This is a genomic window from Streptomyces sp. NPDC050121 (genome assembly GCF_044460385.1).
In the GTDB taxonomy this organism is placed as follows: Bacteria; Actinomycetota; Actinomycetes; order Streptomycetales; family Streptomycetaceae; genus Streptomyces; species Streptomyces soliscabiei.
In genome coordinates this window covers 363,480-383,614 of sequence record NZ_JBITJV010000002.1, presented here as the reverse complement: position 1 = coordinate 383,614, position 20,135 = coordinate 363,480, and the positions used below count along the sequence as shown (strand labels likewise).

The following is a 20,135-nucleotide window of genomic DNA, read 5'->3' as shown; positions in this document are numbered from 1 at the left end:
CCAGGGACGCCGCCCGGGACGGCACCAGGGACGGACTGCGCGGAGGACCCCATGCGGCGGACGGCACCGGAGGACCACGGACCCGTCCGCTACGGCCCGCCGCTCCCCCCGGACGGCCTGCCGGTACTGCCCGAACTCGCCGCGGTGCTCGCCGACGCCGCCGGCCGCGCCGACAGCGAGCCGATCGGCGGCGGCCCCGCCCTCCTCGACGCCGCCCGCGGCTACTGGGCCCGGCGCGGCGCCCCCGTCGAACCGGGGCGGGGCGTCGCCGGACCCGGCGCCCCCGCCCTGCTGCTCGCACTGACCGCCGCGGTCGGTGGCGACGTCCTGGTGCCCCGGCCCTGCACGGCCTGGTGGGCGCCGTACGCGCGGCTGCTGGGCCGGCCCGTCTTCCACGTGGCGACGCCCGCCGAGTGCGGGGGCGTCCCCGACCCGTACGCCCTGCTGGAGACCGTGCACCGGGTACGCGCCGAGGGCGGGGACCCCCGGCTGCTGGTGCTGTCCGTCGCCGACGACCCCACCGCCACCGTCGCGCCGCCCGAGGTGCTGCACGAGGCGGTGGAGGCCGCCGCGGCCGAGGGGCTGCACCTGGTCAGCGACGAGACCTGGCGCGACACGCTGCACGCCCCGCACGACACGGTGCCGGTCAGCCCCGCAGAGATGCTGCCCGAGCGGGTCACCGTCGTCAGCGACCTCGCCGGCGCGCTGCTGCCCACCGGCTGGCCCGCGGCCGTCGCCCGGTTCCCCGCCTCGGCCGCCGGCGACGACCTGCACGCGCGTGTGCTCGACGTCCTCACCGCCCTCGACGCGCGCGTGGCCGCACCGGTCGCCGCCGCGGCCGCGTACGCCCTGACCGAGCCCGCCCCGGTCACCGCGCGCGTGGCCGCGGCCGTACGCCTGCACGCACGCGTGGCCGCCGCCGCGCACGCCACCGTGGTCGCGGCCGGCGCCCTGGTCCGGCCGCCGCAAGCCGGCCGTCACCTGTACGTCGACCTCGGCCCGTTGCGCGACGCGCTCGCCGCGCACGGCGTGGGCGACGCACAGGAATTGGAGGACTTCCTCTCCACCCGGCTCGGCATGCCCGCACCGGGCGGCCACCGTTTCGGCGACGACCTGGGGGCGCTGCGCGTCCGGCTGTCCACGGGCATGCTGCTGGACGGCACGCACGCGCAGCGCACGCAATGCCTCACCTCGCCCACCCCGTTGGAACTGCCACACGTGCAACGCGCGTTGATGCATCTGAGGTCGGTCTTCGACGATCTCCGTGACGACGCTCAGCGATGGGAGCCTCCTCGATGACGCAGCAGTCCGAGTCGACCACCACCGGCACGGTGACCACCAAGGACGCCGACGCCCCGGCCCCCCCGCCCCCGCTCGCACCCCCCGTCCCGCCGCTCTCCCCACCCCGCCCGCTGGGGGAGCGGCGGGTGTGGCCGCGGACCTTCCACCACCGGCTGACCTCGCCGCTGCCCGGCCTCAAGGCCCTCGCCCGGTTCGCCCGCGAGGGCTCCGTACGGCCCGGCAAGGAGGGCCTCGCCGACATCCCCCGGCTCCCCTTCGAGCCCGCCCCGCTGCCCCGCGTGGACGCCGACACGATCGCCGTCGCCTGGGCCGGACACGCCAGTTGGGTGGTGAGCATGGGCGGCCTGACGATCCTGACCGACCCGGTCTGGTCCCGCCGCATCATCGGCACCCCGGCCCGCATCACCCCCGTCGGCGTGCCCTGGGAGGCGCTGCCGCCCGTCGACGCCGTCGTCATCAGCCACAACCACTACGACCACCTGGACGCCCCCACGCTGCGCCGGCTCCCGCGCGACACACCGGTGTTCGCGCCGGCCGGGCTCGGCCGCTGGTTCCTGCGCCGCCGGTTCACCCGCGTCACCGAACTGGACTGGTGGGAGGCGGCCGAACTGTCCGGCGTCCGCTTCGACTTCGTGCCCTCGCACCACTGGTCCAAGCGCAGCCTCACCGACACCTGCCGTTCCCTCTGGGGCGGCTGGGTGCTCACCGCCCCCGACGGCCGGCGTCTGTACTTCGCCGGGGACACCGGCTACGGCCACTGGTTCTCCCGTATCGGACAGCGCTGTCCCGGCATCGACCTCGCCCTGCTGCCCATCGGCGCCTACGACCCCCGCTGGTGGCTCAGCGACGTCCACTGCGACCCGGAGGAGGCGGTCCGCGCCGCCCTCGACCTCGGCGCGCGGCGCATGGCCCCGATGCACTGGGCCACCTTCGTGCTCTCCGCCGAGCCCGTTCTGGAACCCCTCACGCGCGTGCGTGCGGCCTGGGAGAAGGCCGGGCTGGAACGGGAAAACCTGTGGGACCTGCCGGTGGGAGGCTCCCGGGTGTTGCGCAGCACGCCTTAGGCGGTCCGGGTTCCCCTGACCCGGCGCCACACGCTCGGGGCCGCGCCGACCACCAAGGTCAGCGCGACCGCGGCGACCACGCCCTCCCAGGGCTCGGCGAACAGCGAGCCGCCGAGGATCCCGATCAGCTGGTAGGTCACCGCCCAGGCCAGACACGCCGGGAGGTTGCCCCGGACGAAGCGGCGCAGCGGCCACTTCGCCATCAGACAGGCCAGCATCACCGGGATACGGCCCGCCGGCACCAGCCGGGACAGGACCAGCACCGCCGTGCCGTGGTCGGCGAGCTTCTCCTGCGCCTGCACCAGCCGCTCCTCCGGAGCCCGCGAGCGGATCGCCTCCAGCCAGCGCGAGCCGTTCTTCGACCGCATCCCGCGCCGCCCCAGCCAGTACAGCGCCGCGTCCCCGCAGAACGCCGCCAGGGACGCCGTCACGAACACCAGGGCCAGCGCGAAGGGCGCCGTCTGATGAAAGGCGACCACCGCAGCCGAACTCACCAGCGCCCCCGTCGGCACCACCGGCACCAGCGCTCCGATCAGCACCAGCAGAAACAGCGATGGATAGCCGAGGGCCTGCTGCGCGGGCGACGCCGGCACGGACGTCACGGCCGCGGCGGCGAGCCACCACCTCACCGTGCGACCTCCACGCGCACGCTCTCCCCGTGCCCGAGCCGGTGCACGACCACCGCCGGCGCACGCTCCGCCGCGAGCCGCACGAACTCCTCGCCGGGCGCATGGAATTCATGGGGGCGCACGGCGTCCATGCCGATCGGCCAGTACGTGCCGTAGTGCACCGGCACCGCGCTGCGCGGCGCCAGCCGGGCCAGCGCCTCCGCCGCGCGCCCCGCGTCCAGATGCCCCTCGCCGAGATACGGCCCCCAGCCGCCCACCGGCAGCAACGCCACGTCGACCGGCCCGACTTCCTCGGCCATGTTCTCGAACAGGCCGGTGTCCCCGGCGAAGTAGGTCCGGGCCTCACCCTCGACGACGTACCCGAGCGCGGGGGAGTGGTGCCGGCCGACCGGCAGCCGCCGCCCGTCGTGGCGCGCGGGCACGGCCCGTATCCGTACCGGGCCGACGGTTCTCTCGTCGCCCGGCGCCATCTCGCTCAGCCGCAGGTGGCGCAGGCGCCGCAGCCCCGGGACGGCGCGCGGCGCACCCTGGGGCACCAGCAGGCGCGTGCCCGGCGCGAGGCGCGCCAGCGAGGGCAGATGCAGATGGTCGGCGTGCAGGTGGGAGACGAGCACCACGTCCGCGCGCCGGGCGCCGGGCGGTGGCAGCGCGCCCCGGCGGCGACGCAGATGTGCCAGACGGCGGGCGAACAGGGGATCGGTGAGCACACGCACGTCCGAATCCTCGATCGTGCAGGTGGCGTGACCCCACCAGGTGATCTCCACCGGCACCTCTTTGCCTCCTTCGCGCGACTCCCCCGAAGCCTACGGGCAGGAGTAGGGTCGGCGGCGAAACCCGGAGGTGAGGGGGACGCCATGGGACCGATGCGGGTCACGGCGATCGCGAGTCTGACGCCGCTGGAGGAACTGGACGACGATCCCTTCCTGGTGGACTCCCGCAGCCAGCACGCGATGTGCGCGCGGTGGGCCGCGGAACGCGGATACGTCGTCGGCCGCGAGCTGCTGGTGCGCGGGCTGCGCGCCGACCACTGCGTGCTGTGGGACGGGGTCCGGCCCGGTGTCGACCTGTTCGTCGCGCCGAGCCGCCGGGTGCTGGAGAGCGCGCTGTCGTCCGTGGAGGAGTTCTCCGAGGAATGCGCCCGGCGCGGGGTGCGCGTGGAGACGGTCGGCAGCGCCGAGCCCGCCTACGACGCCCAGATGAAGGCCCGGGTGCACCGCCGGCTGTCGATGCCGACGGCCGGCTACGACGGGCGGTAGGCCGCCGGCCGCGACGGCACCAGTGCTCACAGGGGTGCCTGTCACCGCGATGTGACAAGGTGGAGGGCGGCCCCCGCGGGCGTCGGGGCCGGAACGCGAGGTGTACGGGGCGTGGGCGTGGGTGGGTTGCGGTGGCGGCGCGCCGTCAGCCAGGCAGGGCGGAGCGTCGCGGTGTGGGGAGTCTCCACGCTCACGATGCTGGTGCTCGCGGGGATCCTGCCGGACTTTCGGCTGCAGTCCGCCGACGGCGACAGCGCCACCACCATCGCCATGACCGCGGCCGTCGGCGCCGGCGTGTTCGGTGTGCTGTCGGCGCTGGTCTGGCCGCTGCTGGTGCGCCTCCTCCTGCTCGTCCCGGCGCTCGTCCTGGGCCTGCTGGTGTTCTTCCTCAACGGCTCGCTGCTGCTGCTCGCCCTGCGGCTGAACCCCTCCGGGCAGAGCGAGGCGGCCCCCGAGACCGCCGTCATCGTGGCCGCCGTGATGTCCGCCGTCGCCTCCGCGACGGGCGGCGCCCTGGCCGTGCGCGACGACGACGCCTACCGGCGCCGCCTCTACCGCCTGGCCGACCGCCGCCGAAGAGGCGGCCCCGCCTGCCCCGCCACCCCCGGCACCGTCTTCCTCCAGCTCGACGGCGTGGGCCACGACGTGCTGGTCACGGCCGTGGGGAAGGGGCTGATGCCGACGGTCGCGAGATGGCTGGGCGGCCCGCCGCGGCAGGGCCACGCCCAGGACGCGGCACACCGTCCCACCCATCGCCTCACCCCCTGGCACACCGACTGGTCCAGCCAGACCGGAGCCAGCCAGCTCGGCATCCTGCACGGCAGCAACCACGACGTGCCCGCCTTCCGCTGGTACGAGAAGGACAGCGGGGAGGTGATGGTCTGCAACCGTCCCACCAGCGCCGCCGAACTCCAGCGCCGCGCCGTCGAACACACCGGGGACGGCGGACTGCTGTCCGCCGACGGCGCCAGCCGCGGCAACCTCTTCAGCGGCGGCGCCGACGAACAGGCCCTCGTGCTGTCCATAGCCGCCCGCCGGCGCAGCCGGGAGACCCGCTCGCGGTCCGGTTACTTCGCCTACTTCTCCGACCCGGCCAACGCCGTGCGCACCGCCCTGTCGTTCGTCGCCGAGGTCGTCCGGGAGATCGCCCAGTCCACCCGCGCCCGGCTGCGGGGAGAACGGCCCCGGGTCGGCCGCGGTGGCCTCTATCCGTTCGTCCGCGCCTTCGCGACCGTCGTCGAACGGGACGTGGTGGTGGCCGCCGTGATGGGCGACATGCTCGCCGGCCGCACCGCCGTCTACGCCGACCTGGTGGCCTATGACGAGGTCGCCCACCACTCCGGGCCGCTCGGCCGGGACACCGAGCAGGTCCTCGGCCGCCTCGACCGGGCGCTCGCGCTGATCGAGAACGTCGCCGAGCACGCGCCCCGCCCCTACCGGATCGTCGTCCTGTCCGACCACGGCCAGAGCCCCGGCGAAACGTTCCGCGCCCGCTACGGCCTCACCCTCGGCGACCTGGTACGGGCGGGCTGCGGGCTGCCCGTGCCGCGCAGGGCGGAACGCACCCACAGCGGCGCCGAGGCCCGCGCGGCCGTCCGCGCGGCGCTGCGCCGGCCCGTCGAGGAGGGCGGCGAACGCCACCGCCCCTCCGGCCGCGGCTCGGAGCCGATCGTGCTGGCCTCGGGGAACCTGGGCCTGATCTCCTTCCCGGACGTGCCGCACCGGATGAGCAAGGAGGAGATCGACGCCCGCCACCCCGCCCTGCTGACCACCCTCGCCAACCACCCCGGCATCGGCTTCCTGCTGGTGCGCAGCGAGGAGCACGGCGGGGTCGTCCTCGGCGCGTACGGCGCGGAGATCCCCCTCGACCGACTCGACGGCGACCCGGGCCCGTTGGCCGCCTTCGGGCCCGGCGCGGCCGACGCCGTACGCCGCACCCACTCCTTCCCGCACACCGCCGACATCATGGTCAACTCCTTCCACGAGCCGGCCGACGGCGAGGTCCTCGCCTTCGAGGAGCAGATCGGCTCCCACGGCGGCCTCGGCGGCGCCCAGGCCAGACCGTTCCTGCTGTCCCCGCTCGCCCTGTCCGCACCCGTCGAGGACGACGAGCAGCTGACCGGCGCGGAGCACATCCACCGCGTCCTGCGCCGCTGGCTGCGCGAGTCGAACGGCCCCCAGGTGCCACTGGAAACGGCCCCGGAGGAGCACGCCGCCTGAAAATCGGCTGCGCCCGGGGAGCCGTACGCACACACTGGCGGTACCGAGCCGGTCGTCTCCGGATCCCGCGCACTCGCGCCCCTTCCGCATCCCCCGAGGAGCCTTTGCCTCGCAGGCTGCCGTCACCGTCACGCCTTCCCATGTCCCCGAACTGCTCCTCGGTCTCGCCGTGGTGCGGCCGGTGTTCCTCTGGGGCGCCCCCGGCCTCGGAAAGTCCTCCCTGGTCAGGGAGTTCGCCGAGTCCCTCGGGCTGGTGGGGGTCCCCCCACGCCCTTGAGGCAGTGGGGGAGCGTGAGTCTGCTCGGTACGCAGCTCGCGCCCGAGGACCTCATCGGCGTCCCCCAGATCCGCGACGGGCGGTCGGTGTTCTGCCCGCCGGAGGCCATCGCCCGCGACGAGCGGTACTGCCTGTTCCTGGACGAGCTGAACGCGGCCACGCCCGATGTGCAGAAAGCGTTCTACTCGCTGATTCTCGACCGCCGGATCGGCAACTACGAGCTGCCGAAGGGCTCGATCGACATCGGCGCCGGGAACCGGGCCACGGACAACGCGCTCGCCCGGCCGCCGTGAACGCGGAAGCCGGGGAGATCTACATCAACCCGCTGCGCACGTTCGACGACGAACAGTGGCGGTTCGTCCTCGCCCACGAGATGCTGCACGCCGCCCTGCGCCACGGCGACCGCTGCGGCACCCGCGACCCCTACCTCTTCAACGTCGCCTGCGACTACGTCATCAACGGCTGGCTGCGCGAGATGCAGGTCGGCGTCATGCCCGAAGGGCTGCTGTACGAAGCGGAGTTGGCGGGTCTGTCCGCCGGCGAGGTCTACGACCGCATCACCGTGGACCTGCGCCGGATGCGGCGCCTGGCCACCCTGCGCGGCAAGGGCCTCGGCGACATCCTCGGCGCTCCGCTCGGTCCGCCCGGCGACTATGTCGACCTCGACGGCTTCTACCGCCGCGGCCTCGCCCAGGGCCTCGACCTGCACCAGCGGCAGGAACGCGGCTTCCTGCCCGGCGGGTTGGTGGAGGATATCCGCGCCCTCAGTCATCCGCCGCTGCCCTGGGACGCCCAACTGGCGTGCTGGTTCGACGAGTTCGTGCCACGCCCCGAGCTGCTGCGGACGTACGCCCGTCCCGCGCGCCGTCAGGCCTCCACCCCCGACATCCCGCGCGTCGGCCGCTGGTTCCCGCCCGGGAGATCGCCCTCCCCCACGTTCGGCTTCGCTCACGCGGGGGGACCCCCAACCTTCGGCGTCGTCCTGGACACCTCCGGCTCCATGGACCGCACCCTCCTCGGCAACGCGCTCGGCGCGATCGCCTCGTACGCCGAGGCCCGTGACGTCCCGGCCGCCCGGGTCGTGTTCTGCGACGCGGCCCCGCACGACGCGGGCTACGTGCCGGTCACCGAGATCGCCGGCCGGGTCCGCGTGCACGGACGCGGCGGTACGGTCCTGCAGCCCGGCATCGACCTGCTGCACCGGGCCGACGACTTCCCGCCCGGCGCGCCCCTCCTCGTCATCACCGACGGCTGGTGCGAAACCCTGCGGGTGCGGCGCGAACACGCCTACCTGATCCCGCAGGGCCGTCACCTGCCGTTCACCGCGCAGGGGCCGGTGTTCCGGGTGCGGTGAGGCGGAGTGTGATCGGATGGGGGCCGGGGACCCGGAAACGGGTCCGCCCGTCAGCCTCCACGCGAAAGGAAGAAACGTGGCCACCACGCGCTCCGCACACACCGTCTGGGAAGGCAACCTGCTCGAGGGCAACGGTGTCGTGTCCTTCGACTCCTCCGGCGCCATCGACCCGCAGCCCGTGACGTGGGCCTCCCGTTCCCAGGAGGCGAACGGAAAGACCAGCCCCGAGGAGCTGATCGCGGCCGCCCACTCCAGCTGCTTCTCCATGGCCTTCTCGCACGCCCTCGCCGGCGCCGGCACCCCCGCCACGAAGCTCGTCGCCTCGGCCGACGTCACCTTCCAGCCGGGTGAGGGCATCACCGGCATCCACCTGAGCGTCGAAGGCACGGTGCCCGGCCTCGACGAGGAGGGCTTCGTCGCCGCGGCCGAGCAGGCCAAGGTCAACTGCCCGGTCAGCCAGGCCCTCAAGGCCGTCCCGATCACCCTGTCCGCCAAGCTCACCTGACCCACCCGCACCACGGCCCGGGGCGCAGCCACCACCCCGACACCCCTGCACCCCGGGCCCCTGCGCCTTTGTCGTTCCGTGCGCCGGAGCTCGGCGGTGCCGGAAACGGCCGACTGCGGCGCGCCGGCCGCCGCTGCCGTACGCTCCTCAGAGACCCCGGCGACGCCCCGCTCCGCCCTCCGGCCGTCGTCCCCGCACCCCGTCCGCCGTCCGGGAGCTGAGCACCGTGCCACCGCGCCCCGCCGTCTCCGCCCACCGCGGCGGCTCCGAGCGCTTCGAGGCCGCCACCCGGGAGGCGTACGAGGACGCGCTCGCCTCCGGGGCGGAGTACGTCGAGTTCGACGTCCGGCGGACCGCCGACGGCGTCTACGTCGTCCACCACGACGCCCGGGTCGGCCACGGCGGACCGCCGCTCGCCCGGATCACCTACGCCGAGCTGTGCGGACGCGTCGGAAACACCGTTCCCGTCGTCGAGGACGTGATGGCCCTGGTCGCCGGGAAACTCGTCGCCCACCTGGATCTGAAAGAAACCGGTTACGAGCGGGAGCTCGTCGACCGGGCGGTCGCCCTGCTCGGCCGGGACGGCTTCGTGGCCACCTCCCTGGAGGACGTTTCCGTCGCCGCGATCACCCAGGCCTTCCCGGGCGTGCGCACGGCCCTGTCGCTGGGACGCGACCGCAAGGAGGTGGGGGCGGCACGCCTCGTGGGCACCCGGGCGAGCGAGCTGTTCCCGATGCGGCGGCTGCGGGCCTGCGGGGCGTACGGGGTGGCCGTGCACCAGCGCCTCGCCCGCGCAACAGTGCTGCGCAGGGCGGCCCGGCACCGCCTGTTCACCATGGTGTGGACGGTCAACGACGACCCCGGGCTGCGAACGTTTTTGGCCGACACCCGGGTGGACGTGCTGGTCACGGACCGGCCGCGGCGGGCCGTGGAGCTGCGCCGGGAGCCGCATCGGACGCTGCCGACGGGGCACCTGTCCCATTGACAGCCGCAGCTTCAGGTCCTGTCCTGGAGATACGGGTGGCTTTCTGCTCCCCGGGCGAGCAGCCCTGGGCGGAAGGGGACAGCGATGGGACGTCCGGTCGGAATCGATCTCGGGACCACGAACTCGGTGGTGGCGGTGCTGGAGGGCGGCGAGCCCACCGTCATCGCCAACGCGGAGGGTGCGCGGACCACGCCGTCGGTGGTGGCCTTCGCCAAGAACGGGGAGGTGCTCGTCGGTGAGGTCGCCAAGCGGCAGGCGGTGACCAACGTCGACCGCACCGCCCGCTCGGTCAAGCGGTACATGGGCGACGCGCACTGGCGCTTCCCCGAGCGGGAGGCCGCCGACAGCATCGACGGCACCCGCTACCGCGCCCAGGAGCTCTCCGCGCGCGTCCTGCAGAAGCTGAAGCGGGACGCCGAGGCCTACCTCGGAGAGGACGTCACCGACGCGGTGATCACCGTGCCCGCCTACTTCGACGACGCCCAGCGGCAGGCCACCAAGGAGGCCGGGGAGATCGCGGGCCTCAAGGTGCTGCGGATCATCAACGAGCCGACCGCCGCCGCCCTCGCCTACGGCCTCGACCGCGGCGAGGAGCAGACGGTCCTCGTCTTCGACCTCGGCGGCGGCACCTTCGACGTGTCGCTCCTGGAGATCGGCGACGGCGTCATCGAGGTCAAGGCCACCAACGGCGACACCCACCTCGGCGGCGACGACTGGGACCAGCGGGTCGTCGAGTACCTGGTGAAGAAGTTCAAGGGGCAGCACGGCATCGACCTCGGCAACGACAGGATGGCGCTGCAACGGCTGCGCGAGGGCGCCGAGAAGGCCAAGATCGAGTTGTCGTCCTCCTCGGAGACGACGATCAACCTCCCGTATGTCACGGCCTCCGCCGAAGGGCCGCTCCACCTCGACGAGAAACTGACGCGCGCTCAGTTCCAGGAGCTCACCGCCGACCTGCTCGACCGCTGCAAGCAGCCCTTCCATCAGGCGGTCAAGGACGCGGGCGTGAAGCTGTCCGCGATCGACCATGTCATCCTCGTCGGCGGCTCGACCCGGATGCCCGCGGTGACCGAGCTGGTAAGGGAGTTGACCGGCAAGGACCCGCACAAGGGCGTGAACCCCGACGAGGTGGTGGCCGTCGGCGCCGCCCTCCAGGCCGGTGTGATCCGCGGCGACGTCAAGGACGTCCTGCTCCTCGACGTCACGCCGCTGTCCCTGGGCATCGAGACCAAGGGCGGCATCATGACCAAGCTCATCGAACGCAACACCACGATCCCCACCCGGCGTTCGGAGATCTTCACCACGGCCGCCGACAACCAGCCCTCGGTCGGCATCCAGGTCTACCAGGGCGAGCGGGAGATCGCCGCGTACAACAAGAAGCTCGGCGTCTTCGACCTCACGGGCCTGCCGCCGGCTCCGCGCGGGGTGCCGCAGATCGAGGTGGCCTTCGACATCGACGCCAACGGGATCATGCACGTCTCCGCGAAGGACCTGGCCACCGGACGCGAGCAGAAGATGACCGTGACCGGCGGCTCGGCGCTCCCCAAGGACGACATCGACCGCATGATGCGCGACGCGGAGCAGTACGCGGAGGAGGACCGCAGGCGCCGGGAGGCGGCCGAGACCCGCAACCAGGCCGAGCAACTCGTCTACCAGACTGAGAAGTTCCTCCGGGACAACGAGGAGCGGGTGCCCGCCGAGACGAAGGGAGAGGTGGAGTCGGCGGTCGCGGACCTCAAGGCCCTGCTGGAGCGGGACGCCGACACGGGCGCCCTGCGCGAGGGCGTGGACAGGCTCTCCTCGGTCAGCCAGCGGATGGGCCAGGCCATGTACGCGCAGGCCCAGCAGCAGCCGGCCGAGGGGGCGGCCGGGGACACCGCCGGGGAGCGCACCTCGCCGTCCGCGTCGTCCCAGGACGACGAGCAGGTCGTCGACGCGGAGATCGTCGACGACGACGAACGCGACACCAGGGGCGGGGCGGCCTAGAGACGAGGGCGCTCCTCCCCGGCGCTGCCCTCAGACGAGGCCGGCCAGGCCCTGGATCGCCGACTGGGCCCACTCCTGCGTCCCTGCCGCCGTTCCGGCCGCGAGGCCGGTCGCGAGGGCTCCCCTGAGCAGGGTCACGGCACGGCGGAGCCTGCCCGGCTCGGGGGGCTGCGGGCCCGTGATCTCCGTGAGGACCTCCTGGGCCGCGCTCTCGGCGTCCTCGCGCTCCTGGTCGCCGAGGCCGGCCCGGGGCAGCTGCCGGAGCAGGTCGCCCACCAGCGTCGCCAGCGCCTCGTAGCCGGGGGCGACCGCGGTGTTGAGCTGCTGGTTCTGATTGACCGTCTCGTTGTTCCAGGAGATCTGGGAACCCGAGACGTTCCCGTGGAACACCGGACCGTCGTAGTGGTGCACCTGCTGCGGCTCGCTCATCGGTCGACTCCGTCCTGATCGCTCTGATCGCTCTGATTGGTCTGCTGCTGGACGACGCTGGTGTTGCCCCACGCCACCTGGATGCCGTGGACATCGCCGTGGAAGACCGGCCCGTTGAAGATCTGGACGATCGACGGGGGAGGCGTGGCCGGCGGTGTGCTCTTGTCCATGATCGGAAGGGAGGTGCGCAGCGCGACCAGTTCGACGCTGCCGTTGTCCCGTACGGCCTTGCCCTTCGTGCCGGTGACGGAGCAGTTCACCAGCCGGCCGCCGGCCGCGTCGTCGAAGCTCGCCCCGAAGGACGCGCAGTCGTCGAACCGGCTGTCGGCGACGTCCAGCAGCGCGGAGTCCTTTCCGGCGATCCCGAAGGACGCGGAGCCGGTGACGGTGAGGTTCCTCGCGACGAGCCTGGACGTGCCGTACGCGATGGCGCCGCCCGAACTCACCGCCGTGGCCTCGCAGTCGTGCAGATGCAGCTGCGCCTCCTCGCCGACGCCGAAGCCCAGCAGCCCGCGGTGCGCCGAGACGTTCCTGAGGGTGACGCGGGACTGACCGAGCACGGCCACGGCGAGCATGTCGAAGTCGCTGAACGTCGTGTCGGTGAGTTCGGCCGTCGTGCCGCCGTTGTCCCGGGTCTCCAGGCCGAACGGGCAGCGTTCCACCCGCATGTGCTCGAACACCGCCTTGGACTCCTCACGGACCCGCAGGGCCAGGTTGGTGTGGTCCTCGACGCCGATGCGGGTGAAGGTGCCCCGGGCCTTGTCGGTGACGGCGATGCCGACGTTGCCTCGCGAGATGCGGCAGTCGCTCACCCGTGGGGCGCCGCCCCGTGTCGACAGCACGCCCACGTTTCCCGCGCCGTGGATCTCGCAGTGCTCGAACGTGCCCCGGCCCGACTCCTGGACGTGGATGCCGGTGTCGCGGCAGTCGGCGAACACACAGCCGCGCACGAAGGGGTCGGCGCCGCTCGCCACCAGGATCCCGTTCTCGGCGTCGGTGACGCGGGTGTCGACCACGGTGCCGCGGGACTGTTCGATGAACGCGAGGGCCGCCATCTGGACGGCGTCGACCGTGCAGTCCTCGACGATCAGTTCGGCCCGGGTGTCCGCGATGACGGCGGCCTTCTCGGTGCCGGTGACCTCGCACCCGGTGAGCCGGGCCCAGGCGTCGCTGACGCGCACGCCGTGGATGCGGCTGCCGTCGATCCGAGTGCCCCGGACGGTGACCCGGGCGCCCTCGATCACCGCGATCGCGTTGTCGGCGGCGTCGGCGAACCTGCACCGCTCGACGTGCCCGGTGGAGCCGGCGAACACGGCTCGTCCGAACAGGAACCGACTGTCCGTCAGCAGCATGGACGTGCCCGGCCGCGCATGCGCGCAGACCCCGTTGTGCGCCCGGACCTCCGTCCGGTCGAGGGTGAGGGATCCGGTGCGGCAGTCCACGACTCCGGCGTCGGCGTCCCGGCCGATGAGGACGAGGCCGCGGACGACGGCCGGTCCGAAGGCCTCGAGCACGGTGCCCCGGGGGCGGCTCACCACCACGGAGCCGGGCTCACCGAGCGCGACCAACTCGATCTCACCCTGGAGGGCGAGGGGCAGCGGCTCCTGGTAGTGGCCGGGCGCGATCTCGACCCGCGCGGCCCGACCGCGCCCGGCCGCGGCGCGCAGCGCGGACCCGATGTCGGGGTGGGCGCCACGACCGCCCTGCGGTGAGACGACGTACTTCTTGACCATGACCGCCCCCGCAGCACCCGCCCGTGCAGAATCGCTGACTCCCGGTCACCGATGCTACCGGAGCGGGGCGGCCGCGTCGGGTGGGCAGCGAGTGGCCGCGAAGCCACAGCGGCTCATCTCTTGCGCGCGACCCCCGCGTACACCGGCACGATGCCCTCCGCCTGGGCTGCCACGTCCGGTGGTTCCGGCCGCCAGCCGGAGACCGGGATCAGGCCCGGGCCGAGCAGCTCCAGGCCCTCGAAGAAGCGGGAGAACCCGGCGAGGGAACGGGGGTGGAAGGGGGTGCCGCTGCGCCGGAACTGCTCGGCGGCCCTTTCGACGGTCTCGGGGCTCAGATCGGGTGTGACCTGGGAGAGGATCAGCCAACTGCCCGGGGCGAGGGCGGCCACGTATCTCTTCAGCAGGCCGTACACGTCGTCGCCGGCCGGGTCCTCGCCCAGGTAGTGCGTGAGCGCCACCAGCGACAGCGCGACCGGCCGCGTGAGGTCCAGGGTGTCGGCGGCCCGGTGCAGCAGCGCCTCGGGGTCGCGGACGTCGGCGTGCACATACCGGGTGGCGCCCTCGGCCGAGCCGCGCAGCAGCGCCTCCGCGTGCCGCAGCACGATCGGGTCGTTGTCCGCGTACACCACCTTGCACTCCGGGGCCACGCCCTGCGCCACCTGGTGCAGGTTGGGCTCGGTGGGGATGCCCGTGCCGATGTCCAGGAACTGGCGCATCCCGGCCTCGGCGGCCACCCGCACGGCCCGCTGCATGAACCGGCGGTTGGCCCGCGCCCCGCGCACCACCGTCCCGTCCACGGCGAGGATTCTGCGGGCCAGCTCCTCGTCCACCGGGTAGTTGTCCTTGCCGCCCAGCCACCAGTCGTACACCCGGGCCGGATGCGGCCGGCTGGTGTCGATGGGGACGGCGGCCTGCTCTGCCTCGGATCCGGTCATGCGGTCTGCTCCTGGCGAGTGGGAGGAGGACGGCCGAACTCAGTGGCCTGCGCGGGCGTCCCGCAGGATCTCCTTGGTGCGTGGCGCGGACGCGGCGTGCGTCGTCATGTGGTCGAGGACCTCCAGATGCGCGGAGACCTCCTTGCGGTCGTCGAGGTACAGCGCGCCGGTCAGATACTCGGTGACGACCATGTCGGGCAGCTCGGGCTCGGCGAACCGGAACAGCGAGAACGGCGCGGACGTCCCCGGGTGCGGACCGGCCGCGAACTCGGCGATCTGCAGGGTGATCCGGTCGCGCTCGACGAACTCCACGAGCCTGTCGAGCTGTTCGGCCATCACGGCCGCGTCGACGCTGACCGGGCGGCGCAGCACCGTCTCGTCCATCACCACCCACAGATGAGGCGGGTCGGCGCCCTCCAGCAGCTGTTGGCGCGCCATGCGCAGCGACACATGCCGCTCGATCGTCTCCGGGGTGGTGCGCCCGACCGTCCCGGCCTCCAGCACGGCGCGTGCGTAGTCCTCGGTCTGCAGCAGTCCGGGCACGAAGTGCGGCTCGTAGGAGCGGATCAGCCGGGCCGCGCCCTCCAGGCTCACGTACAGGCTGAACCACTCGGGCAGCACGTCGTGGAACCGCTGCCACCAGCCGGGCCGGTTCGCCTCCTCGGTGAGCGAGACGAACGCCTCCGCCTCGTCCTCGGGGACGCCGTACGTCTCCAGCAGCACCTGCACATAGGGGATCTTCAGCGCGACGTCGGCCATCTCCATGCGCCGTACGGTCGCGGGCGCCACGCGCAGGGCGCGGGCCGCCTCCTCGCGGCCGAGGCCGGCCGCCTCGCGCAGTTCCTGCAGCCGCCTGCCCAGTACCACCTGACCCACGGTGGGTGCGGGCCGTCGCTCACTCACACCACGTCTCCCCTACGTGTCCAGGCACGCGGGCCAGTGTGCCACGTTCCGACGCCGGTCACACCAAAACGGACCCGAACGTTCACCCGCGTCCGCCCTCCGGCCCGGTGCTTGTGGAGCATCAGTTGATCAGCGAGTGCAGGTAGGTGACCGTGGCGGGGTCGGCCGGGAGGAACGTCTCGATGGCCAGCTCGGCGACGGTCACGTCCATCGGGGTGTTGAAGGTGGAGACCGACGAGATGAACGACAGGATCCGCCCCTCGTGCTCGATCCGCATCGGCAACGCGAAGTACGGCACGGGCTCCGCCGGTTCCTCCGCCGGCCCGCTCTGCGCGACCGGGTAGGCGGCGACCTCCTCGTACAGCTCCCGCAGCGGCGCCGAGCGGTACAGGGCGATCTGGCGTTCCATCTGTGCGAGCAGGTGGCCGCGCCACTCGCGCAGGTTGCGGATGCGGGGCGCCAGGCCCTGCGGATGGAGGGTGAGGCGCATCGCGTTGAGCGGGGCCGTGAGCAGCGACTCCGGTACGCCGTCCAGCAGCATCGTGATGCCCCGGTTGGCCGCCACCACGTCGTACCGGGCGTCCATCACCAGGGCCGGGTACGGCTCGTAGCCCTGGATCAGCCGGTCCAGGCCCGCCCGGAGGGCGTCCAGCGCCGGGTCGTCCAGCGGGGTCTGCGGATAGTGCGGGGCGTAACCGGCCGCCAGGAGTAGCGCGTTGCGCTCCCGGACGGGCACGTCGAGGTGCTCGGCGAGCCGCAGCAGCATCTCCTCGCTGGGCCGGGAGCGGCCCGTCTCGACGAAACTGATGTGCCTGGCCGAGGAGTCGGCGCGCAGCGCCAGCTCCAGCTGACTCAACCGCCGCCGCTCCCGCCAGGCCCGCAACAGCGGGCCGACCCCAAGATCGGCGGGGGCGGCGGAGAAGGCCTTCGTATCGGTCGCGACAATGGTCATACGTACGAAGGTAGTTGAGAAGCGAGCGGCTGAACGACCGGCGGACGCCCACCCCGGAGCCGGCGGCGGTGCACCGCGCCCGAGTCCGGGGCTCGTACCCGACGACGAGGCCATGCCCCGCGTCCGGGACGCCCTGCTGCCGTCCGTGAACCACTCCGGTGACAGCGACTCCACCGGCTCGGTCCGCGGCGACATCCTGGGCACCCGGGACGGCGATGTCGTCCAGGGCATCCCTGGCTGACCAGCACGAACCCCTCTGACCAGGGCCGCCACGGCCGTCCTGTGGCACGCTGGACGGGTATGCGCCGCCCAGGAAGGGAGCCGGGTCATGGCCGTCGAACCGCTGTCGCAGAAGGAGATCGAGGAGCGGCTGTCCGAGCTGCCCGGCTGGTCCGCGGACGGCGACCGCCTCACCCGCACCTACCGCCTCGACTCCCACTTCGCCGCGACCGCCCTGGTCATCCACGTCGCACAGATCCAGGAGGAGCTCAACCACCACTCCGAGCTCACCCTTGGCTACAACACCGTCTCCCTCGCCGTGAACACCCACAGCGCGGGCGACGCCGTCACCGACCTCGACGTCGAGCTCGCCCGCCGGGTGGAGGCCGTGGCCCCCGGGCACGGAGCGCACTGAGGGCGCGGCGACGGGCAGGGGTACGACCGGCGTACGGCCGGGCGTTACGGACACGGCGGCGGGGGAACGGGGAGCGCGCGTGCTGGACTACGACAAGGAAGCGGAACGCTACGACGCCCTCCGCGGCGGAGAGCCCAGGGCGGCCGCCGCCGCGGAGGGCGTCCTCGGCCTTCTGCCCGCTCGGGCGCGCAGCCTGCTGGACGTGGCCTGCGGCACGGGCATCGTCACCCGGCACCTCGCGGCCGGGCGGCAGGGGCTGCGGGTGACCGGCGTGGACCGGGCGCCCGGCATGGCCCGGCACGCCGCCGCCCGGCTGCCGGGCGCGATCGTCCTCGCCGACGGCCGCCGACTCCCCTTCCGGGACGGGGAGTTCGACGCCGTCAGCAGCGTGTGGCTGCTGCACCTCGTGGAGGACCCCGCGGACGCGCGGCGGATCGTCGCCGAGTGCGCCCGGGTGCTGCGGCCCGGCGGGGTGTACGTCACCACGGTCGACAAGGGCGCCTCCCACAACGTGGGCAGCGACATCGATGTCGTGCTGGCCTCCCGCCCGCGCCGCCCGGCCTCCGACGCCGCCGCGCTCGTGGAGTCGTACGCCGTCGGAGGCGGGCTGGTCCCGGCCGGGCAGGCCCGCTTCCGGGGCCGGGGTCAGGGCCGCAGCCCGCGCCGGGCCATCGCCGACCTGCGGCGCGGCTGGTTCGTCACCCTGCCGCCCGGCCACCCTCTGGCCGACGGTTTCGCCGCCCGCCTCGCGGCCCTGCCCGACCAGGACCGGCCCCGCCCGGACCCCGCCTTCACACTGAAGGCGTTCCGGAAACCGGTTCCCGATGCGTTCCCGGACGGGTGAAGTCCATGACCCAGTTGGTCAGCCAGCTCTTCCCGCCGTCCAGTGAGAAGGCCTGCTCCCAGCGGGCGGACACGGCGGACACCCCCGACCAGACGAACCGGGCCCGTACGTCCTTGCCGTCGTGCGTGTCGTCGCCGTAGAACTCGCCGCGGTCGCCGTCGAAACTGCCCACGACCGGCGGAAACAGGCGGCCGGTGCTGCTGGAGGACCAGTTCAGCGACCACTGGCCGCTCTCGTGGTCGAAGAGGCGCAGCGTCAGTCCCTTGGCGCCCAGGTGCGGCATGTCGATCTCGTCGATGTTCGCGGCCCCGTCGAACAGCGGCCAACAGCGGCTCGTGGACGAGAACTCCTCCCAGTCGCTGTCGGGGTCGAGGAAGTCGGTGCGCCGGCGGTGCCGGACCTCCCACGCGCCGTGGAAGAAGTCGAAGTCGTGCGCGCTGCTCATGAGCGGTCTCCAGTGGTTCCTGCGGGCAGGGAATCGGCCAGGTAGGCATCGAGGTCCGGGATGTCGGGCGCGGTGGGAGCGAGCATGTGCCGCACCCACGCGTCCCGTTCGTGCAGGATCGGCGGCAGTTCCCACACGCAGCCGATCCAGGGCCGGTCGGGGATGACGAAGTTGGCGGGGTCGTCGTCCGGACAGCCGAGCACCGGCTGGCCCGCGGCCGCCCCCCGGAAGTGCAGCACGTTGTCCCACACCCAGCTGTAGGCGTTCAGGTAGGCGCCGTCGTCACCGCCCCGGTGCAGGACGACGAACGTGGCCGACGGCGTCCCGTCCGGCTCCGGCAGCAGCTCGGGCAGGATCGCGTACGCCGCCTTCGCCACCTCGGGAGCGATGCCCGCCGGATCTGCGGTGACGTGGTAACGCTTGATCCGCCGCCCCGCCACCTCGATCGGCGGGGGCACGGTGAGGAGTTTCTCGGTGAAGGCCATGGACGGGACGCTAGGCCCACTTCACTGACATCCTGTGTCAGTGAAGTCCAGCCGACTTGTCTCCCTTCTGCTGCTGCTCCAGACCCGGGGCCGGATGACGGCCGCCCAGCTCGCCGAGGAGCTTCAGGTGTCGGTGCGCACGGTCTACCGGGACGTCGAGGCGCTGGGCGCGGCGGGCGTTCCGCTGTACGGCGACGCCGGTCACGCCGGTGGATACCGCTTGCTCGACGGTTACCGCACCCGCCTGACGGGACTGACCGCCGACGAGGCGGAGGCCCTCTTCCTCGCCGGCGCCCCCGGCCCGGCCGCCGAGCTGGGCCTCGGCTCGGTCCTCGCCGCCGCCCAGCTCAAGGTCCGCGCGGCCCTGCCGCCGGAGCTGCGCGCCCACGCCGACCGGATCAGCGGCCGCTTCCACCTCGACGCGCCCGGCTGGTACGCGGACGACGAGGAGACGCCGCACCTCCCGGCGGTGGCCGACGCGGTGTGGAACAGCCGGGTCCTGCACGTCCTGTACCGCCGCTGGGCCGAGCCCACCGATGTGGAGCGCCGCCTGGAGCCGTACGGGCTGGTGCTGAAGGCGGGTCGCTGGTACGTCGTCGCCGGTCCGGGACCGCGCACGTTCCGCATCGACCAGATCCTTGAACTCGCCTACCCCGGCGAGGAGTTCGCCCGCCCCGACGGCTTCGACCTGGCCGCGTACTGGACGGCGTACCAGCGGGCCTTCCACGACCGGCTGTACCGCGGCGAGGCGCTGGTGCGGCTGGCGCCGGGCGTGCGGCTGCCGAGGGCGGTCGACAGGCGTGTCGACGAAGACGGTTGGACGCTGGCTCGGGTTCCCATCGAGTCCGTCGCGCACGCCCACGCCGAGTTCCTGCGCCTGGGCGCGGACATCGAGGTGCTCAAGCCGCCCGAGCTGCGTGAGCGGATTGCCCGGACCGTCGCGGAACTGGCCGCGAGATACGGCAACTCGCCTGCCTCCGGGGGCAACTGACGGTGCGGAACCCGTCCGTCCCGCCCGGGAGGTACGTCTCGTGCAATGTGCCGCACGGGACTGGCCTGGCAGAACACCGCGTACGACCAGCCGCCGCACCCGAGCTTCTTCATCGGCAACGGGATGCCGACGGCGCCCCGCCCGGCGGTCTACACACCGTGAACGAAGGTGGGTGCGCGTCCGCCGGGGCGCGCACCCACCGTTCT

At 73.2% G+C, this 20,135-nt stretch carries 19 protein-coding genes and 4 pseudogenes; 14 read left to right on the top strand and 9 right to left on the bottom strand.

Annotation, left to right across the window (positions count from 1 at the left end):
• The first annotated feature begins 51 nt into the window (after positions 1 to 51).
• Positions 52 to 1,299 (top strand): aminotransferase class I/II-fold pyridoxal phosphate-dependent enzyme, encoded by a 1,248-nt coding sequence (locus tag ACIBTS_RS04130; protein ID WP_399316428.1) that lies wholly within the window; start codon positions 52 to 54, stop codon positions 1,297 to 1,299.
• A complete protein-coding gene (locus tag ACIBTS_RS04125; RefSeq protein ID WP_399316427.1) occupies positions 1,296 to 2,366 on the top strand; it encodes an MBL fold metallo-hydrolase in 1,071 nt (356 codons plus the stop codon). Before ACIBTS_RS04130 ends, ACIBTS_RS04125 begins: the two co-directional genes overlap by 4 nt.
• On the opposite strand, the gene ACIBTS_RS04120 is transcribed toward ACIBTS_RS04125, so the two are convergent.
• Together ACIBTS_RS04120 and ACIBTS_RS04115 are read right to left on the bottom strand one after the other, a co-directional pair.
• Entirely contained in the window at positions 2,363 to 2,995 is a 633-nt protein-coding gene (locus tag ACIBTS_RS04120; protein WP_399316425.1) for a DedA family protein, read from the bottom strand. The genes ACIBTS_RS04125 and ACIBTS_RS04120 overlap by 4 nt on opposite strands.
• Entirely contained in the window at positions 2,992 to 3,765 is a 774-nt protein-coding gene (locus ACIBTS_RS04115) for an MBL fold metallo-hydrolase (protein ID WP_399316423.1), read from the bottom strand. The genes ACIBTS_RS04120 and ACIBTS_RS04115 overlap by 4 nt, the downstream gene beginning before the upstream one ends.
• A gap of 84 nt (positions 3,766 to 3,849) precedes the next feature.
• Here ACIBTS_RS04115 and ACIBTS_RS04110 point away from each other — a divergent pair, with 84 nt between their 5' ends.
• The 7 genes and pseudogenes from ACIBTS_RS04110 (at position 3,850) to dnaK (ending at position 11,578) form a co-directional block, all read left to right on the top strand.
• Complete coding sequence (locus ACIBTS_RS04110) at positions 3,850 to 4,251, top strand: hypothetical protein (RefSeq protein ID WP_399316422.1); 402 nt, start codon at positions 3,850 to 3,852, stop codon at positions 4,249 to 4,251.
• Between the two features lie 117 nt (positions 4,252 to 4,368).
• A complete protein-coding gene (locus ACIBTS_RS04105; RefSeq protein WP_399316621.1) occupies positions 4,369 to 6,471 on the top strand; it encodes a phage holin family protein in 2,103 nt (700 codons plus the stop codon).
• Between the two features lie 88 nt (positions 6,472 to 6,559).
• Positions 6,560 to 7,035, top strand: a pseudogene (locus ACIBTS_RS04100) (ATP-binding protein); the annotation flags it as partial.
• A pseudogene (locus ACIBTS_RS04095) lies at positions 7,032 to 8,102 on the top strand (hypothetical protein); the annotation flags it as partial. The pseudogenes ACIBTS_RS04100 and ACIBTS_RS04095, both read left to right, overlap by 4 nt.
• A gap of 76 nt (positions 8,103 to 8,178) precedes the next feature.
• Positions 8,179 to 8,607, top strand: a complete 429-nt coding sequence (locus ACIBTS_RS04090; protein WP_079658559.1) for an OsmC family protein — start codon at positions 8,179 to 8,181, stop codon at positions 8,605 to 8,607.
• A 226-nt stretch (positions 8,608 to 8,833) separates the two neighbouring features.
• Positions 8,834 to 9,592, top strand: coding sequence for a glycerophosphodiester phosphodiesterase family protein (locus tag ACIBTS_RS04085; RefSeq protein ID WP_399316421.1), 759 nt, complete (start codon positions 8,834 to 8,836; stop codon positions 9,590 to 9,592).
• 84 nt (positions 9,593 to 9,676) lie between these two features.
• The gene (gene dnaK, locus ACIBTS_RS04080; protein ID WP_399316419.1) at positions 9,677 to 11,578 is read left to right on the top strand and encodes a molecular chaperone DnaK; all 1,902 of its coding nucleotides are present in this window, start codon (positions 9,677 to 9,679) and stop codon (positions 11,576 to 11,578) included.
• A 30-nt stretch (positions 11,579 to 11,608) separates the two neighbouring features.
• Here the strand turns inward: dnaK and ACIBTS_RS04075 are convergent, their stop codons facing one another.
• The 5 genes from ACIBTS_RS04075 to ACIBTS_RS04055 all read right to left on the bottom strand — a co-directional run bounded on the left by ACIBTS_RS04075 (position 11,609) and on the right by ACIBTS_RS04055 (position 16,530).
• Positions 11,609 to 12,007 (bottom strand): hypothetical protein, encoded by a 399-nt coding sequence (locus ACIBTS_RS04075; protein WP_319676604.1) that lies wholly within the window; start codon positions 12,005 to 12,007, stop codon positions 11,609 to 11,611.
• Positions 12,004 to 13,740, bottom strand: a complete 1,737-nt coding sequence (locus ACIBTS_RS04070; protein WP_399316417.1) for a right-handed parallel beta-helix repeat-containing protein — start codon at positions 13,738 to 13,740, stop codon at positions 12,004 to 12,006. Before ACIBTS_RS04070 ends, ACIBTS_RS04075 begins: the two co-directional genes overlap by 4 nt.
• Positions 13,741 to 13,853: 113 nt before the next feature.
• Positions 13,854 to 14,675: an SAM-dependent methyltransferase gene (locus tag ACIBTS_RS04065; protein ID WP_399316414.1), complete on the bottom strand. Its 822-nt coding sequence runs from the start codon at positions 14,673 to 14,675 to the stop codon at positions 13,854 to 13,856.
• A 39-nt stretch (positions 14,676 to 14,714) separates the two neighbouring features.
• On the bottom strand, positions 14,715 to 15,578 hold the full coding sequence (locus ACIBTS_RS04060) for a helix-turn-helix domain-containing protein (RefSeq protein ID WP_399316412.1): 864 nt from the start codon (positions 15,576 to 15,578) through the stop codon (positions 14,715 to 14,717).
• A 121-nt stretch (positions 15,579 to 15,699) separates the two neighbouring features.
• A complete protein-coding gene (locus ACIBTS_RS04055; protein ID WP_399316411.1) occupies positions 15,700 to 16,530 on the bottom strand; it encodes a helix-turn-helix domain-containing protein in 831 nt (276 codons plus the stop codon).
• Between the two features lie 118 nt (positions 16,531 to 16,648).
• Between ACIBTS_RS04055 and ACIBTS_RS04050 the strand changes: the two are divergent.
• From ACIBTS_RS04050 to ACIBTS_RS04040, 3 genes and pseudogenes are all read left to right on the top strand, one after another.
• Positions 16,649 to 16,747: pseudogene (locus ACIBTS_RS04050) on the top strand (ADP-ribosylglycohydrolase family protein); the annotation flags it as partial.
• A 111-nt stretch (positions 16,748 to 16,858) separates the two neighbouring features.
• On the top strand, positions 16,859 to 17,164 hold the full coding sequence (locus ACIBTS_RS04045) for a 4a-hydroxytetrahydrobiopterin dehydratase (RefSeq protein ID WP_399316409.1): 306 nt from the start codon (positions 16,859 to 16,861) through the stop codon (positions 17,162 to 17,164).
• Between the two features lie 79 nt (positions 17,165 to 17,243).
• Positions 17,244 to 18,008: a class I SAM-dependent methyltransferase gene (locus ACIBTS_RS04040; protein WP_399316407.1), complete on the top strand. Its 765-nt coding sequence runs from the start codon at positions 17,244 to 17,246 to the stop codon at positions 18,006 to 18,008.
• On the opposite strand, the gene ACIBTS_RS04035 is transcribed toward ACIBTS_RS04040, so the two are convergent.
• Positions 17,956 to 18,453, bottom strand: a complete 498-nt coding sequence (locus ACIBTS_RS04035) for a hypothetical protein (protein WP_399316406.1) — start codon at positions 18,451 to 18,453, stop codon at positions 17,956 to 17,958. The genes ACIBTS_RS04040 and ACIBTS_RS04035 overlap by 53 nt on opposite strands.
• Positions 18,450 to 18,938, bottom strand: a complete 489-nt coding sequence (locus ACIBTS_RS04030; protein WP_399316405.1) for a hypothetical protein — start codon at positions 18,936 to 18,938, stop codon at positions 18,450 to 18,452. The genes ACIBTS_RS04035 and ACIBTS_RS04030 overlap by 4 nt, the downstream gene beginning before the upstream one ends.
• Positions 18,939 to 18,978: 40 nt before the next feature.
• On the opposite strand from ACIBTS_RS04030, the gene ACIBTS_RS04025 reads away from it, so the two are divergent.
• Positions 18,979 to 19,929 carry a helix-turn-helix transcriptional regulator gene (locus ACIBTS_RS04025; protein WP_399316404.1) on the top strand — a complete coding sequence of 317 codons (951 nt, stop codon included), beginning with the start codon at positions 18,979 to 18,981 and terminating at the stop codon, positions 19,927 to 19,929.
• 45 nt (positions 19,930 to 19,974) lie between these two features.
• A pseudogene (locus ACIBTS_RS04020) lies at positions 19,975 to 20,091 on the top strand (hypothetical protein); the annotation flags it as partial.
• Positions 20,092 to 20,135 lie beyond the last annotated feature (44 nt).